This is a genomic window from Sphingomonas sp. (genome assembly GCF_032114135.1).
Taxonomy (GTDB): domain Bacteria; phylum Pseudomonadota; class Alphaproteobacteria; order Sphingomonadales; family Sphingomonadaceae; genus Sphingomonas.
The window spans coordinates 417688-438576 of record NZ_DAMCTA010000001.1; the positions used below are offsets into that span (position 1 = coordinate 417688).

At 67.5% G+C, this 20889-nt stretch carries 17 protein-coding genes; 9 read left to right on the forward strand and 8 right to left on the reverse strand.

Annotation, left to right across the window (positions count from 1 at the left end):
- Positions 1-75 precede the first annotated feature (75 nt).
- The 5 genes from RT655_RS02065 to RT655_RS02085 are packed head-to-tail and all read left to right on the forward strand — an operon-like array spanning position 76 to position 5249.
- Positions 76-1017 carry a histone deacetylase gene (locus tag RT655_RS02065; RefSeq protein WP_313534729.1) on the forward strand — a complete coding sequence of 314 codons (942 nt, stop codon included), beginning with the start codon at positions 76-78 and terminating at the stop codon, positions 1015-1017.
- Positions 1014-2000 carry a porphobilinogen synthase gene (gene hemB, locus RT655_RS02070; protein ID WP_313534730.1) on the forward strand — a complete coding sequence of 329 codons (987 nt, stop codon included), beginning with the start codon at positions 1014-1016 and terminating at the stop codon, positions 1998-2000. The genes RT655_RS02065 and hemB overlap by 4 nt, the downstream gene beginning before the upstream one ends.
- The gene (locus tag RT655_RS02075; protein ID WP_313534731.1) at positions 1997-2521 is read left to right on the forward strand and encodes a GNAT family N-acetyltransferase; all 525 of its coding nucleotides are present in this window, start codon (positions 1997-1999) and stop codon (positions 2519-2521) included. Before hemB ends, RT655_RS02075 begins: the two co-directional genes overlap by 4 nt.
- Complete coding sequence (locus RT655_RS02080) at positions 2518-3042, forward strand: GNAT family N-acetyltransferase (protein ID WP_313534732.1); 525 nt, start codon at positions 2518-2520, stop codon at positions 3040-3042. The genes RT655_RS02075 and RT655_RS02080 overlap by 4 nt, the downstream gene beginning before the upstream one ends.
- A complete protein-coding gene (locus RT655_RS02085) occupies positions 3039-5249 on the forward strand; it encodes a fused MFS/spermidine synthase (RefSeq protein WP_313534733.1) in 2211 nt (736 codons plus the stop codon). The genes RT655_RS02080 and RT655_RS02085 overlap by 4 nt, the downstream gene beginning before the upstream one ends.
- On the opposite strand, the gene rsmA is transcribed toward RT655_RS02085, so the two are convergent.
- The 4 genes from rsmA to RT655_RS02105 form a co-directional block, all read right to left on the reverse strand.
- Complete coding sequence (rsmA, locus tag RT655_RS02090; protein ID WP_313534734.1) at positions 5246-6067, reverse strand: 16S rRNA (adenine(1518)-N(6)/adenine(1519)-N(6))-dimethyltransferase RsmA; 822 nt, start codon at positions 6065-6067, stop codon at positions 5246-5248. The genes RT655_RS02085 and rsmA overlap by 4 nt on opposite strands.
- Positions 6064-7077 carry a 4-hydroxythreonine-4-phosphate dehydrogenase PdxA gene (gene pdxA, locus RT655_RS02095; RefSeq protein WP_313534735.1) on the reverse strand — a complete coding sequence of 338 codons (1014 nt, stop codon included), beginning with the start codon at positions 7075-7077 and terminating at the stop codon, positions 6064-6066. The genes rsmA and pdxA overlap by 4 nt, the downstream gene beginning before the upstream one ends.
- 1 nt (position 7078) lies before the next feature.
- Entirely contained in the window at positions 7079-8428 is a 1350-nt protein-coding gene (locus RT655_RS02100; RefSeq protein WP_313536877.1) for a peptidylprolyl isomerase, read from the reverse strand.
- Between the two features lie 99 nt (positions 8429-8527).
- Positions 8528-10816, reverse strand: coding sequence for an LPS assembly protein LptD (locus RT655_RS02105; protein ID WP_313536878.1), 2289 nt, complete (start codon positions 10814-10816; stop codon positions 8528-8530).
- Positions 10817-10954: 138 nt separating this feature from the next.
- On the opposite strand from RT655_RS02105, the gene RT655_RS02110 reads away from it, so the two are divergent.
- Together RT655_RS02110 and ndk are read left to right on the forward strand one after the other, a co-directional pair.
- Complete coding sequence (locus RT655_RS02110) at positions 10955-11395, forward strand: DNA polymerase III subunit chi (protein ID WP_313534736.1); 441 nt, start codon at positions 10955-10957, stop codon at positions 11393-11395.
- 74 nt (positions 11396-11469) lie between these two features.
- Positions 11470-11892: a nucleoside-diphosphate kinase gene (gene ndk / locus RT655_RS02115; protein ID WP_313534737.1), complete on the forward strand. Its 423-nt coding sequence runs from the start codon at positions 11470-11472 to the stop codon at positions 11890-11892.
- Positions 11893-12003: 111 nt separating this feature from the next.
- Here the strand turns inward: ndk and RT655_RS02120 are convergent, their stop codons facing one another.
- The 3 genes from RT655_RS02120 to RT655_RS02130 all read right to left on the reverse strand — a co-directional run bounded on the left by RT655_RS02120 (position 12004) and on the right by RT655_RS02130 (position 14756).
- Complete coding sequence (locus RT655_RS02120; protein WP_313534738.1) at positions 12004-13386, reverse strand: HAMP domain-containing sensor histidine kinase; 1383 nt, start codon at positions 13384-13386, stop codon at positions 12004-12006.
- Positions 13383-14102 (reverse strand): response regulator, encoded by a 720-nt coding sequence (locus RT655_RS02125; protein ID WP_313534739.1) that lies wholly within the window; start codon positions 14100-14102, stop codon positions 13383-13385. Before RT655_RS02125 ends, RT655_RS02120 begins: the two co-directional genes overlap by 4 nt.
- 159 nt (positions 14103-14261) lie before the next feature.
- Positions 14262-14756, reverse strand: a complete 495-nt coding sequence (locus RT655_RS02130; protein ID WP_313534741.1) for an EF-hand domain-containing protein — start codon at positions 14754-14756, stop codon at positions 14262-14264.
- 556 nt (positions 14757-15312) lie between these two features.
- Here RT655_RS02130 and RT655_RS02135 point away from each other — a divergent pair.
- Positions 15313-18045 (forward strand): TonB-dependent receptor domain-containing protein, encoded by a 2733-nt coding sequence (locus tag RT655_RS02135; RefSeq protein ID WP_313534742.1) that lies wholly within the window; start codon positions 15313-15315, stop codon positions 18043-18045.
- Between the two features lie 84 nt (positions 18046-18129).
- Here RT655_RS02135 and RT655_RS02140 read toward each other — a convergent pair whose 3' ends face one another.
- Positions 18130-19974: an EAL domain-containing protein gene (locus RT655_RS02140; protein WP_313534744.1), complete on the reverse strand. Its 1845-nt coding sequence runs from the start codon at positions 19972-19974 to the stop codon at positions 18130-18132.
- 141 nt (positions 19975-20115) lie between these two features.
- On the opposite strand from RT655_RS02140, the gene RT655_RS02145 reads away from it, so the two are divergent.
- Positions 20116-20889 (forward strand): phosphatase PAP2 family protein, encoded by a 774-nt coding sequence (locus tag RT655_RS02145; RefSeq protein ID WP_313534745.1) that lies wholly within the window; start codon positions 20116-20118, stop codon positions 20887-20889.

Genomic DNA, 20889 nt, shown 5'->3' on the forward strand with positions numbered 1-20889 from the left:
GCTTCCCTAAAGCTGCACGGAACCTGACGGAAGGGCCGTCTTTCGAACGCGCCGGCCGCTTCCTAAATTGGCGCTGTGATCGCCGTCGTCCACCATCCCGATTATGTCGCGCCGGCACCGGCGGGCAGCGCCTATCTCTGGAACAAGAACGGCCTGGTCCGGGACCTGCTGCAGGCGGAGGGCGCGCGCGTCGCTTGGCACGCTCCCGAGGCGATGCCGCAGCGGTGGCTGGAGGCGGTGCATGATCCCGACTATGTCGCCGAAGTGCTGGAGGCGCGCGTGCCGCCGCACAAGACGCGTCGCATCGGCTTTCCCGTTACCCTTGCGGTCGCCCGGCGTTCGGAGCGGGTTCCCGGCGGGACGTTCCTCGCCGCCCGCATTGCACAGGCCGAGGGCTATGCGGCGAACAGCGCGGGCGGCAGCCACCACGCGCTGGCGGATACCGGCGCGGGCTATTGCGTGTTCAACGATCTCGCCATCGCCGCGGTGCGCCTGACCGAGGAGGGCCATGCCGCCCGCGTGCTGATCGTCGATTGCGACGTGCACCAGGGCGATGGCACTGCGGCGCTGACCGCGGGGCGGTCGGACATCGCCACCTATTCGATCCACGCCGAGAAGAACTTCCCGGCCCGCAAGGCGCGCTCGACCCTCGACGTCGGTCTCGCCGACGGCACCGGGGACGCTGTCTATCTCGAAACGCTGGAAGCGACGCTGCTGCCGCTGCTCGCCCAGTTCGATCCCGATCTGGTGCTGTACCAGGCCGGCGTCGATCCGTTCGCCGACGATCGACTCGGACGGCTGGGGCTGAGCGGGGCGGGGCTGGTCGCGCGCGATCGCTGGGTCGCCGAGACCTTACGGCGGCGCGGCATTCCCTTCGCCAGCACGCTGGGCGGCGGCTATGGCAGCGATGCGCTGGAGGTCGCACAGCGACATGCCACATCGATCCTCACCCTCGGCGCGGCGGCGCTCGGCGGTGCTTGCAACCTGCGCAACCAAGGCGCATCTGACGCCGCATGAGCCAATATCCCGCGCTTCGCCTCCGCCGCTCCCGGGCTTCGGTCTGGAGCCGTCGCCTCCACGCCGAAACCGTGCTCACCCCCGCCGACCTGATCTGGCCGGTGTTCGTGACCGAAGGCACGGAAGAGGAGCCGATCGCGGCGCTCCCCGGCGTCTCGCGTTGGAGCTTGGCCGGGATCGTCGACCGTGCGCGCGAGGCGCGCGACCTCGGCATTCCGTGCCTCGCACTGTTCCCCAACACGCCCCACGCGCTGCGCACCGAGGATGGCCGCGAGGCGGTCAATCCGGACAATCTGATGTGCCGCGCGATCCGCGCGATCAAGGATGCGGTGCCCGAGGTCGGCGTGCTGACCGATGTCGCGCTCGATCCTTATACCAGCCACGGCCACGACGGCATCGTCGACACCGCAGGCTACGTGCTGAACGACGAAACCTCGGCAGTGCTGGTCGAGCAGGCACTGGTCCAGGCGCAGGCGGGGGCCGACATCGTCGCCCCGAGCGATATGATGGACGGCCGCGTCGGCCAGATCCGCGCCGCGCTGGAAGGCGACGGCCAGGTCAACGTCCAGATCATGGCCTATGCCGCGAAATATGCGAGCGCCTTCTACGGTCCGTTCCGCGACGCGGTCGGCAGCCGCGGGCTGCTCAAGGGCGACAAGAAGACCTACCAGATGGACCCCGCCAATGCCGAGGAAGCGCTGCGCGAAGTCGCGCTCGACCTCGCCGAGGGCGCGGACAGCGTGATGGTCAAGCCCGGGCTGCCGTATCTTGACATCGTCACGCGCGTGAAGAGCGCCTTCGAAGTGCCTGTATTCGCCTATCAGGTCTCCGGCGAATATGCCATGATCGAAGCCGCGGCTGCGGTCGGCGCAGGCGATCGCGAGGCATTGGTGCTGGAGACGTTGATGGCGTTCAAGCGGGCAGGCTGTTCGGGGGTTCTCACCTATCACGCGCCGCTTGCCGCACGGCTGCTCGGCGCGTGATCGAGACCGCGCGGCTGCTGTTGCGGCCGCCCGAGCCGCGCGATTTCGATGCGCTCCACGCGATGTGGAGCGATCCGGCGGTGATGCGCGACCTCGGGCCGGTGAAGACCCCCGCCCATAGCCGGGCGACCATCGCCCGGCATCTCGGCTATGCCCCCAGCCATGGCCTGGGTTTCCAGGTGGTCGAGCGGCGGGAGGACGGCGCGGTCCTCGGCTTTTGCGGGCTGAAGCCCGGCGCGCCCGACACCCCGATCGCCGGCGAGCTCGAGATCGGCTGGATGTTCGCGCGTGCCCATTGGGGCAAGGGCTTTGCCCGCGAGGCGGCGGCGGCGAGCCTCGACTGGGCCTGGGCGCATCGCGCCGAGGCCCGCGTGGTTGCGATCACTGCGGCCTCGAACCTGCCGAGCCAGGCGCTGATGACTCGGCTGGGCATGACGTGGTTCGCGAACTTCGAGCATCCGGTGCATCCGGAAGGCCATCGCTTGCGTGCCAGCGTCGCCTTCGCCATCCCCCGCCCATGATCGAGACCGAACGACTCTTGCTGCGCGGCTGGACGGATGCCGACCGCGCGCCGTTCCACGCCATGTGCACCGATCCGCGCGTCATGGCCTTTATCGGCCCGCTGCAGTCGCGGGCCGAGAGCGACGCGGGTATCGACCGGCAGATCGGCGTTCTCGCCAGCCATGGCCATTGTTTCTGGGCGATCGAACGGCGCGAGGACGGCCGCTTCCTGGGCTTTTGCGGCCTCAAGCCGGGGGCTGCCGGCACCCCGATCGAAGGCGAGGTCGAGATCGGCTGGCGGCTCGCCGTGAAGCATTGGGGGCAGGGCTATGCCGCCGAGGCCGCGCGGGCGAGCCTAGCCTGGGGCTGGCAGCATCTCGAGGTGCCGAGCATCGCCGCGATCACGGCGGAGGATAATGCGCGCAGCTGGGGGCTGATGGAGCGGCTCGGCATGCGGCGCGCGCTCGATGCCGATTTCGATCATTCGGCCGCCATCCCACAGCTGCGGCGCCACCGCACCTATCGCATCGCCCGCCCGTGACCGACCCGCAGGCGCAGGCCAGGGGCGCCCGCCGCGCGCTATTCGTGGCCGCGATCCTCGGCGGCTCCTTCCTGCTGTTTTTGATCCAGCCGATGGTCGCCCGGATGGCACTGCCCCGGCTCGGTGGCGCGCCGGCGGTGTGGAACTCGGCGATGCTCGTCTACCAGGCGCTGCTGCTGGTCGGCTATGGCTATGCGCACTGGCTGGGGCGTTTCCGCGTGCGGACACAGGCGGGCGTGCATCTCGGTGTGCTCGCCTTCGCGGCGCTCTGGCTGCCGATCGGGCTGGGGACCATGCAGGTGCCGGCGGGGGCCGAACCCGCGCTGTGGGTGCCGTGGCTGCTCGTTGCCGCGATCGGGCCGCTGTTCCTCGCCATCTCCGCGCAGGCGCCGTTGCTCCAGCGCTGGTATGCGGTGGCGAGCCATGGGCGCGATCCCTATGCGCTCTATGCCGCTTCCAACATTGGCAGCTTCGGCGGCCTGATTGCCTATCCGCTGCTGGTCGAGCCGTTGCTGCGGCTGCGCAGCCAGAGTTGGCTGTGGACGATCGGCTATGCGCTGGTGGCGCTGCTGGTGCTTGCCTGCGCGAGCCGCCTGCCGCGGCACGAGGCACTGCCCGCACCGCGTAGCGATCGCCCCGCAACTGTGGCGCGCGACTGGGCGCGCTGGATCGTGCTCGCGCTGGTCCCCTCGGGGCTGATGCTGGCGACAACCACCTTCCTCACCACCGATATCGTCGCGGTGCCGCTGCTCTGGGTGCTGCCGCTGGGGCTGTATCTGCTCAGCTTCCCCGTCGCCTTCCGGAGCTCGGCGCTGCTCGACGACCTCCTCGAACGCTGCGTGCCGCTGGTGCTGCTGCTGTTCGGCGCCACGCTGGTCGCGGGCGATTCGCGGCTCGCCTATTTCAACGCGCTGATCGGTCTGGTGCTGCTGTTCGCGGTGGCGGTCGCCTGCCACGCGCGCCTCTATGCGCTGCGCCCGCCCCCCGAGCGGCTGACCGGCTTCTACCTCGCCATGGCGGTGGGCGGCGCGCTGGGCGGCGTGTTCGCCGGGCTGCTGGCGCCGGTGCTGTTCGACTGGACCTATGAATATCCGCTGCTGATCCTCGCCGCCGGGCTGCTGATCCCCCAGCGCGCGCTGACCGGCGCGATCGCGCGGCTGTGGGCGAGCCGCTACCGCTTGCCCGTCGGGCTGGCGCTGAGTGCGGCGGTGGTGGCGATCGTGGTCCTTGCGCTGCACGTGCAGCTGCTCGGCCCGATCCAGATCCAGCTGGGCTTCGTCGCGGTGGCGGTGATCGGCCTCGTCACGATCGGCGCGCGCTGGCCCTTTGCGGTTGCGCTGGCGGGCGGACTGTTCCTGTTCGGCGGCTATACCGCGATCGAGACCTCGCTCAGTGGCGCGCGCACCCGCAGCTATTTCGGCGTCTATACGGTGAGCGATCAGGCCGACCAGCGACGGCTCGCCCACGGCACCACGGTACACGGCGTACAACTCAAGGGCGCGCGCGCGACGCGGCCGACCACCTATTACCAGGCCGGCTCGGGCGTGGGGCAGGCGATGCTCGCGGCACCCGCGCTCTACGGGCCGCATGCACGCATCGGCGTGGTCGGGCTCGGTACCGGCACGCTCGCCTGCTACGCCAAGCCCGGCCAGTCGTGGCGCTTCTTCGAGATCGATCCTGCGGTGGTCCATCTTGCCCGGGACTCGGGCAAGTTCAGCTTCCTCCGGCTGTGCGCCCCGCAGGCCCAGATCTCCGTCGGCGACGCGCGGCTGCGACTGAGCGAGTTGCAGGCGACTAGCCTAGACCTGCTCGCGCTCGACGCCTTCTCCTCGGACGCGGTGCCGATGCACCTGATGACCGCCGAGGCCTTCGCCACCTATGGCCGCGTGCTGGAACCCGAAGGGTTGCTACTCGTCCATATCTCCAACCGTTTCCTGGCGCTGAGCCCGGTGGTGGCAGGTGCCGCCAAGGCCGGCGGCTGGCAGGGGCTGCGGCTGGTCCATGTGCCGAGCGCGCTCGAGCGGCAGGACGAAGGCGCCGTGTCGGACTGGATGGCGCTCAGCCGCTCGCCGCGGGTGCTGTCGGCTCTCCAGGCGCAGGATGGCGAATGGCGTCCCCTCGTCGCCCAACCCGGCTTCACCGGCTGGACCGACGATCATGCCTCGCTGGTACCGGTGCTGCGGCTGTTCCGTTCGGCCGGAGACTAGGTCCGGCCGAGTTCCCGGGCGATCGCGACGAACTCGGCGACGCTGACGGTCTCGGCCCGGCGGCTCGCGTCGATGCCGAGCGTTTCCAGCGCGGCCAGCGCGCCGGGGACCGATTTCAGGCTCTGGCGCAGCATCTTGCGGCGCTGGCCGAAGGCGGCGGCAGTCACCGCCTCCAGGACGCGGAGCTGCACGCCCTCGGGTGCTTCGCCGGCGACGATGTGCACCACTGCCGACATCACCTTGGGCGGCGGGGTGAAGGCCGAGCGATGCACGTTCATCGCGATCCGCGGCGTGCTGCGCCACTGGGCGAGCACCGCGAGCCGGCCATAATGCTCGGTCCCCGCCTGCGCGACGATGCGCTCGGCGACTTCTTTCTGGAACATCAGCGTCAGGCTCGCCCACCAAGGTTGCCATTCGGCCGACAGCCAGCCGACCAGCAGCGCGGTGCCGACATTATAGGGCAGGTTGGCGACGACGTGCGGCTTGCCCGCGAACAGCGCTGGGGCGTCCACCTCCAGTGCATCGCCCTCGATGACGCGGAGCTTGTCGGGGAAGTAGCCGCCGAGTTCCTCCAGCGCGGGGATGCAGCGGCGGTCGCGCTCGACGGCGGTGACCCTGGCGCCCGCCTGGAGCAGCGCGCGGGTGAGGCCGCCGGGACCGGGGCCGACCTCGAACACTTCGGCGCCCGCAAGGTCGCCGGGGACCTTGGCGATGCGGCCGAGCAGTTGGCCGTCGAACAGGAAATTCTGCCCCAGCGCCTTGCTGGCGCTGAGCCCGTACCTGGTGATGACGTCGCGGAGCGGGGGGAGGGCAGTCACGTGTTCGCCATCACCCGGTGACGCGCCGCGCTGGCCGCCATGCGGATCGCGGCGATCATCGCGCCGGGGTGCGCGACATTCTGCCCGGCGATGCCGAAAGCGGTACCATGATCGGGCGAGGTGCGCACGATCGGCAAACCCAGCGTCATGTTCACGCCGTCGTCGAAGTGGAGCGTCTTGATCGGGATCAGCGCCTGATCGTGATAGAGACACAGCGCCGCGTCATAGCCGGCGCGCGCGCGCGCGTGGAATAGCGTGTCGGCGGCATAGGGTCCGCTCGCGTCGATCCCTTCGGCGCGGAGCTGTTCGATCGCAGGGGCCAGCACCTCGATCTCCTCGCGCCCGATCGCGCCATTTTCACCGGCATGGGGGTTGAGCCCTGCAAAAGCGAGGCGCGGGCTAGCGATGCCGAAATTGCGCTGGAGCCCGCGTGCGGTGACACGGCCTTTGGCCACGATCAGCTCGGCGCTGATCAGCGATGGCACCTGCGCGAGCGGAACATGGACGGTGATTGGCACCACCCGCAGCGTCGGACCCGCCAGCATCATCACGGCGTTGTCGGCGGTGATCCCGCAGCGTTCGGCGACGAACTCGGTCTGGCCGGGATGGCTGAAGCCAATCGCGTAGAGCTGCGCCTTCGAGACGGGTCCGGTCACAAGCCCCCAGGCCGCCCCCGCGCTGGCCAGCCCCGTCGCCACTTCGAGCGACTGGAGTGCGACATGGGCCGAGGCAAGCGTCGGTGCTCCGGGCACGACGGGGCCAGTGTCGCCGATCGGCAGCACCGGCAGCGCCTCGTCGAATACGGCGAAGGCCTCGCGCGGATCCCCGATCGTCGCAATGGGACCGCCCCATACTGCGCGCACCGCCGCGGGATCGCCGACCGCGAAGAAGGGCTTCAGATTCTCGCTGTCGCGCGCTTCCCACGCCTTGGCCGTGATCTCCGGCCCGATCCCCGCCGGGTCGCCCATGGCGATGGCGAGCGGCGGCGGGGTACGCTCCCCGACGCGCATCTCAGCGATATTCGATCAGCGCGTCGCGGCGAAGGTCGCGCAGCATCCGCTCGGCGCGCAGATTGACGCGCTGGTCCTCAAGCTGCTCCTGCACCTGCTCCACCGACGGCGTATTGGCCGCAGGCGGATCGTCGCGGCCACAGATCACCAGCACGCGCACGCCGTCCTCGATCGAACCGAAGGGCTGGGTCGCCTGTCCCACCTGGAGCGGCAGGATCAGGTTCTGCAGCGCGGGCGGCAGATCCTTGATGACGATGTTGTCACGATCCACCACTTCGGCACCCTCGGCCGAGGCCACCTTGTTCACGTCTCCGCAGCCGCGGATTGCCTGGGTCGCCTTGGCGAACGACGCGGCGCGGGTGCTGGCCTGGGCCTCGGTGGTCCCCTTGGCGAAGCCGAGCGACAGCTGGCGCAGGCTCAGCCGGGCATCGCGGGGATCGGAGATGCCGACCTTGTGCTTGTCGGCGAGGTACACGATCGAGAAGCCGGCCGAGAGCGGGATCGGCCCGGCGACCTGGCCCGGCTGCATTTCCTGCACCGCTTGCGCCAGCTGCTCGGGCAGCATCGCCGGCTGGATCCAGCCGAGATCGCCGCCACGCGCGCGGGTGGAGCTCTGCGAATAGGTGCGGGCGAGATAGTCGAACGGCGTGCCTTGGCGCATCTGCTCGATCATCTTCTTCATGCCGCCGGAGACTTCCTCGGCGCGATCGGGCGTGGCGTTCTGGTAGATTTCGTAGACGTGAAACTCATCGGTGCCCTTCTGCGCGGTGAGGCGATCGATCATCGCCTTCACTTCAGTCTCGCCGACATTGACGTTGACGCGCTTGCGCAGCAGCCGGCTCCAGGCGAGCTCGGCCTCGATCTGGCGCTTGATCGAGCGCTCGGACGAACCGATTTCGCGCAACCAGGCGCGCATCTGCTCGGGCGTCTTCTGGAAGCGGGTGCCGACGCGGCCGAAGCTGCTCTCGATCTCGCGCGGGTCGACCTTGATCTCGTTGGCCTTGGCCTCCTGGATCTGGAGCGTCTCGTCGATCAGCTGGCGGAGCATGGCGAGCTTGAGCTGTTCGCGCTCTTCGGGCTTCAGCGTCAGCTTCTGCATGCCGGTGACCAGGGCGACGCGCTGGTCGACCTCGGTGCCGGTGATGACATAGTCGTTGACGATCGCGGTGGGCTTGCGGACGTTCGGATCGGCCTTGCCGAAAATTTCCAGCGTGCTCGGCAGATCAAGCCCATTGTTCACGCCGTCCTGCCCCGCCGAGGTCTGGGCGATCGCCATCGTCGCCAGGGCAGCAAGCCCCGCGCCCGCCAGCCACTTCGCACCCGTTCCTGCAATCCTGCCCACACCCATCATCACTTCAGAACGACCCTTATCCTCAAACGGGAAGCAGCGCTTATAGCGCAATTGTGCCTGAACCAAGGCTTAGCGCCGAATCCCCCCAGACCGGGTCTTCTAGCGGCCGAGGTTCTTGAAGGCGAGGGTGAGCAGATAGGAGTTGCCGCGCTGGGCATCGCCGGTGGTGGCATAGTCGCGCCGCCACGTCGTGCCGATGCGCAGGCAGTCGTCTTCGTAGAACAGCCCGATGCGGTGGCGGATCGGCTGGAAGCCGTTGGCCAGCGACAGCGGATCTTCCTGCTTGTCGGTCAGATCGATCAGCGTCGAGCCCGACAGCGACCAGAAGCGGGCGAACTGCACGCGGGCACCGAGGCGCAGCTCCTCGCGATCCTGCAGATCCTCGAGCGTGGGATCGACATTGCGGTTGAGCCGCAGATAGCCGACCGTGACATAGGTGGCGCGCGAGCCGACCGACATGTCGATCTCGTTGCGGCGCACCGCCAGCCCGTCCTTGTCGAGCCGATAGCGGTGGGTGAGGCTGACGAAATCGTGGAAGCGGATCACCGTGCGCCCGACGATATCCGACATGCGATCGGTAAGGCCGGTGCCATTCGGGAACAGCGTGGGTCGTGTGGTCAGCCGATAGCTCTGGCCGACATTCGCCTCAACGCTGATGCCAGGGAGGTACAGCGCATAGTCGAGCCCGTAGGTGAAGCGGGTCGAGTCCTCGAAGCGATCATAGCCCGCAAAGCGATTGAGCGCGAACAGATTGGAATCCTCGAGATCGACCGCGCGGGCATCCTCGTTGGGGACGTCCATGTTCGCCAGATGCGGCGCGACAACCATCTGGACGCGCGGGGTGATCCGCTGACTGCCGCCGAGGAAATCGCCGACAAATGGCCATTTCACGTCGAGCGCGCCCGCGGCAATGCCGCGGAAACGGAAGCCGTTTTCGCCGCGATAGCTCGCCACCGTGGTCGCGATCGTGTCGGACGTGTTGTAGATATCGCCGCGGGTATAGGCGGTCAGGCTGACCTCCTGGCCCCAGTTGGTGAGGCGACGGATGCTCCACTGCGCGCTGGTGAAGGCGCGCTGGGTATCCTGGCCACCGGTGCGCGTGAGCGCCAGCGTGTTGACCTGGAAGTCGAACTTGCCGCCGAGCAACCCGTCGTCGAGCCGTCGGCGATACTCGATCTCGGGCAGCGCCACCGGCTGCAATCCCTGGCGGTCGCCCACCCGCAGCGTCTGCACCGCCCAGGCGTTGATGGCGAAATAGCTGTCGCTGTCGATGCGCTCGATCGCGATGTTGTTGCGCAGGCGATCGTCGCGCGAAATATCGTAGCGACGGAGGAACGTACGGTCGCTCGCCACGCGGAGAGAGGCGCGCACGTCCCAGCTCGGATCGAGCTGGTAGCGGCCGACCAGGTCGAGATAGCCACGGAAATCGTTGCGCAACGTCGCCGGGCTAGGCGCGACGGTGAGGTCGTCGGCGCGGCGGCTATAGGTGCCATAGGCCTGGACGCGGAAGGCGCCGAGGCTGTTGAGTTCGCGATAATCCGCCTGCAGCATCGGCAGCGTGTCCGAGAAGACCCGCGGCGTGACGGTCAGGTCGCGATTGGGCGCGATGCTGAAGAAATAGGGCAGGGCAAGCTGCAGGCCGTTGGTGCGGCTATAGCGTGCATCCGGCGTCAGGAATCCCGAATCGCTTTGGCCGCCCGCCGGGTGGGAAAACGCCGGCAGCGGGATCGTGACGAAATTGAATACCGAGATGCGCGCGCCCTTGTAGCGCAGCCGGTGCTTCGCCGGATCATAGACGACCCGGTCGGCGGTGATCTTCCAGGACGGCTCCTTGGGGCAGCCCGAACTGTCGGAAACCGAGCAGGGCGTATAGGCGGCGTTCTCGACGGTGATGACGCCGCCATCGTTGCGAGACCCGCGCGCCGCGGCGATCCGGCCGCCGGCTTCCAGCACGACGAGCATATTGTCGACCACGCCGTCCTTCAGCGTGTCGGTCAGTTCGATGCTGTCGCCATAGGCAGCGTCGCCTTCGGGGTTGGCAACGACGATGTTGCCCGTCGCCATGACCTTGCCGGTGCGGCGGTCCCAGGTGACCTTGTCGGCGCGGAGGCGATTGCTCTCGCGGTACATGCGCACGTCGCCGCTCGCGATGACGACGTCGCTGTTCATGTCGTAATCGAGCTGGTCGGCGGTGAACTGGACCTGCTTGGGATCGTCGAGCAGGCCGCCCGGCGGCGGCGGCGCGGGCTCAACCGGTCGATCCTGCAGATCGGCCGCGGGCAGCCTAGCGCCGGCGGCCTGATCGGCGGGCAGGGGACGCGAATCGGGCACCTGCTGGGCACGTGCCTGCGCCGACAGGCACAGACCGAGCGCGGCCGGAAAGAACATGGCCTTGCGCTTCACGGAAACTCCCACCTTTATCGACACTCCCCGGCAACGGGCATCCACGTGCCCTATCGCAGCGATTGCGGCTCCGCAACGGGAGGCGCGTTGGCCCCAACGCTCATCCGGGCTAAGGGGCCCCGCATGCAGGTCGATTTCTATCACCTTACCATGGCGCCGCTGGACCGCGTGCTGCCGTCGATCGCCGAAAAGATCCTCGGCAGCGGCGGCCGGTTGCTGATCGTCGCCGAGGATCCGGCGCTCCGCACGCGGGTCGACCAGGTGCTGTGGAGCCATCAGCCGGCGAGCTTCCTGCCGCATGCCCAGTCCGGTGGCGATTGGGATGCCGAGCAGCCGGCGTTGATCGCGGCGACGGTTGCGCCCACCAATGGCGCACGCAATGTCGCGCTGGTGGACGGACTCTGGCGTGACGAAGCGCTGGAATTCGAGCGTGCCTTCCACCTGTTCGACGAGGACAGCATCGGTGCCGCGCGTACGGCGTGGCGCGCACTCGGGGACCGCGAAGGCGTCGAACGGCGCTATTGGCGGCAGGACGAAAACGGGCGCTGGGCGCAAGTCGCCTGAGCTTGCATTGAAGACGCGGCAGGACTAGGGAGCCGCGACTTCCTTCCATCACCAACTACAGGAGCCGCACGGCCATGGCCGCGACCCGGACCTTTTCGATCATCAAGCCCGATGCCACCCGCCGCAACCTGACCGGCGCCGTAACCAAGATGCTGGAGGAGGCCGGCCTGCGCGTCGTCGCTTCCAAGCGCATCCAGATGACCCGCGAACAGGCCGAAGGCTTTTACGGCGTCCACAAGGAGCGTCCCTTCTTCAACGATCTGGTCGAGTTCATGATCTCGGGCCCGGTCGTGGTGCAGGTGCTCGAAGGCGAGAACGCCGTGCAGGCGAACCGCGACATTATGGGCGCGACCAACCCGGCGAACGCCGAGCCGGGCACGATCCGCAAGGAACTGGCCGAATCGATCGAAGCCAATTCGGTGCATGGTTCGGATTCGGAAGAGAATGCCGCGACCGAGATCGCTTTCTTCTTCAAGCCGGCAGAAATCGTCGGCTGATAGGCCGGGATTTTCGGTAAAAAAATGGCCGCGCTTCCGATGGGGAGCGCGGCTTTTTTTGGTTCGAACTTCAAGCCCCTGCCCTTCAGGGGAGGGGTTTAAGAGTGCGATTCACCGCGGCAGCGTGATCGTCGCGGTCAGCCCGCCACTATCCCGGTTCGCCAGCGCGATCGCCCCGCCGGCGTCGTTGACGATCGCCCGCGCCAGCGCGAGGCCCAGCCCGATCCCGCCGGTATCGCGGTTGCGCGACTGTTCCAGCCGAGTGAAGGGATTGAACACCGTCTCGAGCTTGTCCGCCGGAATGCCGGGCCCGCGGTCGCACACCTCGATCGTCACCCGCTCGACCTCAGGAATCAGTCGCACCTCGGCACCGCCGCCATATTTGACCGCATTCTCGATCAGGTTGCGGACCGCGCGGCGCATCAGCGTGGGCCGCAGCCGCATCTTGAGCCGCTCGGCCTCCTCGAAGGTCACGTCGTGATCAAGGTCGCGGAAATCCTCCACCACCGCGTCGACCAGCGCACCGAGATCGACATCGGTATTGGGTTCGCTCGGCCGCCCGAGCCGCGCCAGCGACAGGATATCGTCCAGCGTGCGGCTCATCTCGTCGACGGTGTCGGCCATCCGCGCACGATCATCCTCGTCCTCGACCGACTCGATCCGCACCCGCAATGCCTGCAGCGGGGTACGCAGGTCATGCCCGATCGCGCCAAGCATCCGGTCCTTCTCGTCGAGCATCGAGGTCACCCGCCGGCCGAGCGCGTTATAGGCGGCAATCAGCGCGCGCACATCGCTGGGGCCGCGCTCGCGGATGGGGGCGGTGTCGTCGCCGGGGCGGAAGGTCCGCGCAGCGTTGGTGAGCGTGCGCAGGGGCCGCGCGATCCTGCTGCCCACCAGCAACACCGGCACCAGCACGACGACGTAGAGGATCAGCGTCTGCGCGGTGAGTTGCCAGATCAGATCCAATTCCGTGCGCGGCCAAGGTGTTGCAAGCGTCAGCCAGCCCTTGCCGGGGAGTTCCACCGCGACCAGCATCTCCGCACCCATCCGCCGCAGCCGCTCGGCGCGGAGCGGATCAAGCTTGGGGTCGAGCAGCCGCTTGGGATCGACCGGCCGCAGCGCAGCCAGGATCGTGCCCGAACGCAGCCCGGCATCCTCGAGCCCGCGGCGCAGATCGCGCTCGACATCCGGCCGGCGCCGATCCGTCTCATTCGCGAACGGATTCTCCGCATGCAGCCGCACATGGGTGCGCGGATCGGAAAGGAAGCGGTTCTTCACCGCGCCGGGTTGGCGCGGCGTCTCGCGCTGCAGGACGAGCAGACGTTCGGCGGCGTCGGCCAGCCGCGTGGTGACGGGCGCGATCACCATTGCGAAGCGCGCCTTTTGTCGCTCGTGAAGCAGCAGCCCGAAATTGATTGCCTGTGCAACGAACAGCGCGGCCGCGACCAGCAGCGCGATGCGGGCAATCAGGCTGGTCGGCAGAAAACGCCTCAAAGCCGGGTAACCTCGGCCGCCAGCGTATAGCCGCCGCCCCAGACGGTCTTGATGATCGAAGGATTCTTGGCGTCCGTCTCGATCTTCTTGCGCAGGCGGCTGACCTGGTTGTCGATGGCGCGATCAAACGCCGCCGCCTCCCGGCCCTGGGTCAAGTCGAGCAACTGGTCTCGGGTCAGCACCTGGCGCGGCCGGGTGACCAGCGCGTGGAGCAGGTTGTATTCCCCGGTCGACAGCGGCACCGACACGCCCTCGCGATCGACCAGTGTCCGCTCGCCGGTGCGCAATACCCAGCCGGCAAAGGCGAAAGACCCCGTCTCCGGCGCATGCTGCTTGGCGCCGCCCGCCGACCAGCGGCGCAGCACCACCTTGATCCGGGCGGAGAGCTCGCGCGGGCTGAACGGCTTTACGACATAATCGTCGGCGCCCATCTCCAGCCCGACGATCCGGTCGGTCTCCTCGCTGCGCGCGGTGAGCAGGATGACCGGCGTCTCGCTGGTCTCGCGGATGTGGCGGCACAGGCTCAACCCGTCCTCGCCGGGCATCATGATGTCGAGCACCACCAGGTCGATCGCATAGGCGTTGAGCCGCGCTCGCGCGCTCTCGGCATCGCCCGCCTGGGTGACGCGAAAGCCCTGCTTGGTCAGATATTGCGCGAGCGGCTCGCGGATCGAGCGCTCGTCATCGACGAGCAGCAGGTGGGGAACCTCGGACATGATCACCAACGTAGCGCCTTTGGCGGCGGGGAAAAGAGCCGGGCGGGAGGGAGGAGATCCGCGGAACGTCGCGGTGACGCGTCAGGGGAGGCGCGTCTGATCCCGACGGGGACAGGATCGGCGATGCCGCGGCCTCCCGCCCGGCTGCTCCGGCCGACGTCAGTTGCCGTCGGCCGGAGGAGGGGGCGGCATGTCGCCGGCGGGCGGACCCTGACGACCACGCCAGCCGCCGTCGCGGCGCATTTGCATCATCTTCTGCGCGGCAGCCTGGCGCTCGGCAGCGTCGATCTTGCCGTCATGGTTGGTATCGATCCGGTCGAACATGCGGGTGGCGCGGGCCTGCTCGTCGGCTAGCGTGCGGTCCTTCTTGGGCGTCATGCGACCACCCATCCGGGCGCGCTGCTGCGCCATATAGGCCTCGCGCTCTTCCGGCGTGACCTTGCCGTCGTGATTGGCGTCCATCGCGTTGAAGCGCGTCGCGATGCTGGCGAGCATCTCGTCGCGGGTGACGACGCCGTCCTTGTTCTGGTCGGCCATGGCGAGCGGATCGTGACGGGGGCCAGGCGGGCCGTCTTGCGGCTCGGCTAGCGCGGCAAGTGCCGAGCCTGCGAGCAGCGAGGCCCCGAGCGCGGCGAGGGTGACACGTTTCAGCATCCGGAACTCCTGGAGAAGAAGGGGTGCCGGGGGCGGGGGCAGACCCCCGGCACAGACTTAGATTCGCGCATCCCTGTCGCACGGGTTTGTCACCGTCCGGGCCAAAGTGTCGCAAATTGTCGTGTGGCAGTCGCGCCGGGCGTCGGGGGCATCGGCCCACAGCTTAGTCACAGGATCTGCGCGACAAGCAAGCGTTCCGACGCCGATCGAATCGATCAGGCCGGCGGCTAGCCCGATCGCCACGCGGCAATGGCGGCACCCGCCGCCGCCCCTTCTAAAAGCACACAAATCGTCCCGCGCAATCCGTGCGTGCGCCGCGCGACCCCATGAAACTCCGGAAGTGCGAGGTGCCTCAACATCTTGCCGAAACCGGGGCGGACGGGATGCCGCCACCGGGTCCATCGGGCAGCGCAACACTGTGCTTTCTCAGCAACGATTGTATTCGAGTGGCATTTTGCAACTTTAGTTTTGCTTGACGCCGCTGGCGGCAAAGCGTGTATTCGAGCTTCGGGTATGGAGCGGAACCACAGCTCCAACCTCGGTGGAGAGGATAGATATGCGGCTACGCCTTATGTCGGCCTGTGCAGTGCCGGCACTCGTGATGGCGCTCGCAGCGCCCGCGCTCGCGCAGGAAGCACCCCAGGAGCAACAGGACACCGGCGGACGCCCGGTTCAGGCCGATAACGAGATCATCGTCACTGCGCAGGGGCGTGCCCAGGCGTTGGCCGATGTGCCGTTGGCCGTCTCCGCCGTCAGTTCCGAGACGCTGCAGCAGACCGGCGCGAACGACATTCGCGCGCTCAACCAAGTGGCACCGTCGCTGCTGGTTTCCTCGACGGGCAGTGAAGCCAATGGCTCAGCGCGCATTCGAGGGATCGGTACGGTGGGCGACAATCCCGGCCTCGAAAGCTCGGTCGCGGTCTTCATCGATGGCGTCTATCGCTCGCGCTCCGGTATCGGCCTCAGCGAACTCGGCGACCTTGAGCGGATCGAGGTGCTGCGTGGTCCACAGGGCACGCTGTTTGGCCGCAACGCCTCCGCCGGCATCATCAACATCGTCTCGAAGAAGCCCGAGTCCAGCTTCTCGGCGGGTGCCGAGGCGACATACGGCAATTATGACGCTCTTCGCCTGCAGGGCTTCGTCAACGTGCCGCTGGGTAGCACCCTAGCGGGCAGGATCGACGGCGTGTACATGAAGCGCGACGGGTTCTATCAGGACGTCACCAACAATCGCGACGTCAACAATCGCGACCGCTATTTTGTCCGAGGCCAGTTGTTGTTCGAACCGAACAGCGACATCCAGATCCGCGTGATCGGCGACTACACCCATCGCAACGAGGAATGTTGCGGCGCGGTCTATGTGGACTCCTCGATCAACCCCTATATCGGCGACCTGAACAATCCGTCGGCGAACAACATCGTCCGCGTGCTGCGCGATCTCGGCCAGCCGATGGCGGCGTTCAGCAATCCCTACAGCCGCAACCTATATGTCTCGCGGGGGCGCAGCTATGGCGGCATCACCGAGGATTGGGGTGGCTCGGTCCAGCTCGACTGGAACCTGGGCGATGTGAAGCTCACCTCGATCACCGGCTATCGCAACTATTTCTCCAGCCAGGGCGCCGATACCGACTATAGTGCAGTCGATCTGCTCTACCGGGCGCCCAATTCGGACTCGTCGCGTGCGTTCGAGACCTTCAGCCAGGAACTCCGCCTCAACGGCACGGCGTTCAACGAGAAGCTCGACTGGCTGGTCGGCGGCTATTACGCCAATGAAGACCTGACGCTCGTCGACAATCTTCGGTTCGGGACACAATATGGCCGCTTCGCCACGTGCCGGATCGTCTCGGGAAGTGCGCTTGCCGCGCTCTACAACCCGGCGGCGGCAGGCTGTCTTGCCGCACGGCCGGCACTGTTCGGTGCCGCGAGCCCGCTGATCTATGCGGCGTTCGATCGTCTCGACGGAATTAACGATCGCGGCACGACTCGCGACTATTTCAAGCAGAACAGCCGCAACTGGGCGCTATTCACCCATAACATCTTCCACGTCGCCAAGGGCTTGGACCTGACGCTGGGCCTGCGCTACACCAACGAGCGCAAGCGGCTGAACGCCACCTTCGGCAACGACAACACCGCCTGCGTTGCTAACCAGACGGCGCTGCTCCCGCTCCGCTCGGTCGCCTCGCTCACCGCGACGATCGACGGCATCCTAGGCCTGTCGTGCCAGGGCAATTCCACCGCCGAACTCAACGGTGCCGCGATCAGCGACACGCGCAAGGAAGACCAGTTCACCGGCACCGCGATCGTCTCGTACAAGCCGACCGACGACCTATTGCTCTACGGCAGCTATTCGCGGGGCTACAAGGCGGGCGGCTTCAACCTCGACAAGTCGGCGCTCAAGGTGCCGATCCTGCCCTTCGCCGCAGTCGGCGGCGCGCAGGCGCTGACCGGCAACCTCCAGTTCGCGCCGGAGACCAACAACGCCTTCGAAATCGGCCTGAAATATTCCACCCGGCAATTCAGCCTGAACGTCTCCGCGTTCCGCCAGCAGTTCAAGAACTTCCAGCTCAACACCTTCAACGGTACCGTCTTCCTCGTGCAGAACATCAACGGCTGCACCGCCGGCCTGAACGGCGGCGATCGCGACCAGAGCAAGTTCAGCACCGCGGGCAACTTCAACGCCGCGGCGTCGAGCACGGGCGCCTGTTCGTCCTCAAACGTAAGCTATGGCGTGGTGTCGCAGGGCGTCGAGCTCGAAGCCTCGATCGTACCGGCGCGGGACTTCCGGGTCGGGCTGGGGCTCACCTATGCCGACACCCATTATCGCAACCAGCTGGTCGGCAATGACGCGGGCGGCCCGCTCGATCAGGCGCTGCGGCGGCTGCCCGGCCAGCAGCTCTCGAACGCGCCCGAGATCGTCAGCACCGCCTCGGTCGCCTGGACGCCGCCGCTCGGCAATTCCGGCCTCAGCGCGCTGATCTATTTCGATGCCCGCATGACCGGCGACTACAACACCGGATCTGACCTGTTCCCGCAGAAGATCCAGGACGGCTATGCGCTGTTCAACGGCCGCATCGGGATCCGTGGCAAGGACGAGCGCTGGGCGATCGAGTTCTGGGGACAGAACATCTTCAACCAGAACTACACGCAGGTGGTTTTCAATTCGCCTTTCCAGGAAGGCGCCGCCACTGCGCCGTTCACCGATCCCAAATATCCGGGCGGTCGCCAGCTCTTCTCGGCCTATCTCGCCGAGCCGCGCACGTACGGCATCACGCTGCGCACGCGCTTCTGACTTTCCTGGGGAGGAAAGCACTGGGCCGGGGGATCGCTCCCCCGGCCCATTTTTTGTGCCGCCGGGAATGTCCGGGGGGCTGCGTCAATGCAGCACCGCCGCATCCGGGGCGGATCCCGCGACGCCTTGGCTCGGCAGGAGTGCGGGGACCTTCGCCGCCCGCAGAATCTCGGTCGCGCGCTCGACGCCGACTGCGGGCGAGAAGAGGTGCCCCTGGCCATAGGCGCAGCCGATGCTGCGCAGCCGCTCGGCCTGCAACTCGGTCTCGATTCCCTCGGCGATCACCCGCATGTCGAGTTCGCGCGCGATGTGCAGCACCCCCTCGACGATCGCACGGCTGGCGCTGTTCTGCAGAAGCTGATCGGTGAAGCTCTTGTCGATCTTGATGAAATCCACCGGCATGGTCAGCAGATGGGTGAGCGACGCATAGCCGGTGCCGAAATCGTCCAGCGCCACCAGCAGGCCTTGGGCGCGAAACCAGCGAAGCGTATCGGCGACGACGCTATCGCCCTGGCCGAGATAGACGCTCTCGGTGATCTCCAGCGTCAGATGGTGCAACGGGACGCCGTAGCGTCCCAGCGTGTCGGGAATCGTTTCGCGCAGCCGCGCGCCGTGAAAGTCGCTGGACGAGAAGTTCATGCCGACATGCGGCGGCGCGATGCCGAGGTCGCACCAGTGGCGCAGGTCGGCGGCAACGCGCTCGAGCATCCGCGCCGTGATCGCGCCCGCGACCTTGCCATCGGTGGTCGCCTCGAAGAATTCGGCGGCGGATACGATGCGATCCTCGGTACGCATCCGGCACAGCGCCTCGAAGCCGAGGATTTCGCCGGTCTTCAGGTCGAACAGCGGCTGGTAATGCGGGAGCAACCGGTCCTCGGCGAGCGCGCGCTCCACCGCATGGATCGCGTCCAGCCGCCGCGCCATGCGCGTTGCGATTCCAGGTACGTAGCGGACGAAGCTGCCGCGCGCGGTTTCCTTGGCGTGATAGAGCGCGAGATCGGCGTTGAGCCGCACCTGTTCCGCCGTCTCGCCTTCACCGACCAGGGCGCCGCCGGCGGTAGCCCGGGGGACGACGTTGCGCTCACCCTCCTCGATCGGCTGGGCCAGCGCGTCGAGCAGGTCGCGGGCTGCAGCGGCCGGGTCGGCGAGCGCCCGCGGGCTCTGCACCAATATCGCGAACTCGTCGCCGCCCAGGCGGTAGGCACGATCGGGCGCGGCCGCTTCGGCCAGTCGTCGGGCGGCGTGGATGATCAGCGCATCCCCCGCGACATGCCCGAACGTGTCGTTGACGATCTTGAGATTGTCGAGATCGACCATGATCAGCCCCCAGGACCCCGGTTCGCTGCAGTCGAGATCGCCGAGCGAGGTGGTGAAGGCAGAGCGATTGGGCAGGCCGGTCAGCCCGTCGAGCTGGGCGCGCCGGACATGCTGGGCGCGCCAGATGTCCTGTTCGATCGCGATGGCACAGAGATGGAGGCACACGCGGACGATCCGGCGCTCCATCGGCGTGGGACCACGCGGTACGCGATAGTAGAATGCGACGACGCCCGTCACCTCGCCGCGGGCGTTCTTGATCGGGTTGGACCAGCAGGCACGCAATTCCAGCGGGCGCGTCAGTCCGAGATATTTCGACCAATTGGGATCGGTTTCGATATCGGTGCTGGCGACCGGCTCGCCGAGATAGGCGGCGGCGCCGCACGACCCTACCTTGGGCCCGATCATCATGCCGTCGGCCGCCTGCATGTAGCTTTCGGGCATGCTGGGGCCGGCTATGGGATGAAGCCTTCCGGAGACATCGACGCGCAGGATCATCGGGCGGACATCGGGCAAGCGCACTTCCACTTCCCGGCACAGCCGGTCGGTGACCGAGGCGAGATCGGCGCCTTTGGCGACAAGCTCCAAGATATTATTCTGAAGCGAGATGTCCACGTCGCCCCCATGTGCAAGTTCCGGCATGATGCGCGCACCGGCCTTGCCCGGGGGATAATGCGCGTCGCAGTAAAACTACGTAGAAGAATGATGCGCAGCGAGGTAGGGACTCGGCATGCGCAACGAACGCCTTTCTCCCACATGGGCCCCTCGACCATGATCCGTGGCGGCTTCTTCGCGGCGCTGTCGCTGCTCGTCGCGGCACCGCAGGCGAGCGATACGGCGCCCTATCTCGCAGCGGACCAGTATCCGGATGGCATGGCGATCCTGCCGCCGCCGCCCGCGCTGGGCAGCCCCGGCGCGGCGCTCGACATGGCGGTGTTCCGCGCGACCCGGAAGCTGGAGGGCAGCCCGCGCTGGCGGATCGCCACCGACGACGTCACCAACGATCCGCTGCGCCGCAACGCCTGCGCGATCGGCATGGTGCTCGACGCCAAGCGCGCCCCTGCGCTGGCGCGACTGCTTGCCCGGGCGGGCACCGGCCCGGTCGTCGGCAAGGTCAAGGCCGCCTATCAGGTACCGCGCCCCTATCTGCGCGAGGACGGGCCGATCTGCGAGGCGAAGACCGCGCATCTGGCGAGCAATGGGGACTATCCGTCCGGCCACACCGCCAATGGCTGGCTGGAGGCGCAGATCCTCGCCCAGGCGATGCCCGACAAGGCCACCGCGCTCCTAGCGCGCGGCCGGGCGTACGGCGAAAGCCGGGCGATCTGCGGATCGCACAGCAAGAGCGCGGTGGAGGCGGGTTACATGGCCGGCGCGTCGGTGTTCGCGGTGCTCCAGACCTCGCCTGCCTATCAGCGCGATCTGGCGGCTGCGCGGCAGGAGGTGGCACGGCTCCGCTCCACGGCACCGCGACCCGATGCGCAGAGCTGCGCAGCCGAAGCGGAGGCACTGCGCGTCCGCCCCTGGTGA

Excerpts from the sequence above, each read along its gene's own strand:
- hemB (WP_313534730.1), top strand. The coding sequence starts at position 1,014 with ATGAGCCAATATCCCGCGCTTCGCCTCCGCCGCTCCCGGGCTTCGGTC.
- RT655_RS02080 (WP_313534732.1), top strand. The coding sequence starts at position 2,518 with ATGATCGAGACCGAACGACTCTTGCTGCGCGGCTGGACGGATGCCGAC.
- pdxA (WP_313534735.1), bottom strand. The coding sequence starts at position 7,077 with ATGCGCGTCGGGGAGCGTACCCCGCCGCCGCTCGCCATCGCCATGGGC.
- RT655_RS02100 (WP_313536877.1), bottom strand. The coding sequence starts at position 8,428 with ATGATGGGTGTGGGCAGGATTGCAGGAACGGGTGCGAAGTGGCTGGCG.
- RT655_RS02105 (WP_313536878.1), bottom strand. The coding sequence starts at position 10,816 with ATGTTCTTTCCGGCCGCGCTCGGTCTGTGCCTGTCGGCGCAGGCACGT.
- RT655_RS02110 (WP_313534736.1), top strand. The coding sequence starts at position 10,955 with ATGCAGGTCGATTTCTATCACCTTACCATGGCGCCGCTGGACCGCGTG.
- ndk (WP_313534737.1), top strand. The coding sequence starts at position 11,470 with ATGGCCGCGACCCGGACCTTTTCGATCATCAAGCCCGATGCCACCCGC.
- RT655_RS02125 (WP_313534739.1), bottom strand. The coding sequence starts at position 14,102 with ATGTCCGAGGTTCCCCACCTGCTGCTCGTCGATGACGAGCGCTCGATC.
- RT655_RS02130 (WP_313534741.1), bottom strand. The coding sequence starts at position 14,756 with ATGCTGAAACGTGTCACCCTCGCCGCGCTCGGGGCCTCGCTGCTCGCA.
- RT655_RS02135 (WP_313534742.1), top strand. The coding sequence starts at position 15,313 with ATGCGGCTACGCCTTATGTCGGCCTGTGCAGTGCCGGCACTCGTGATG.
- RT655_RS02145 (WP_313534745.1), top strand. The coding sequence starts at position 20,116 with ATGGGCCCCTCGACCATGATCCGTGGCGGCTTCTTCGCGGCGCTGTCG.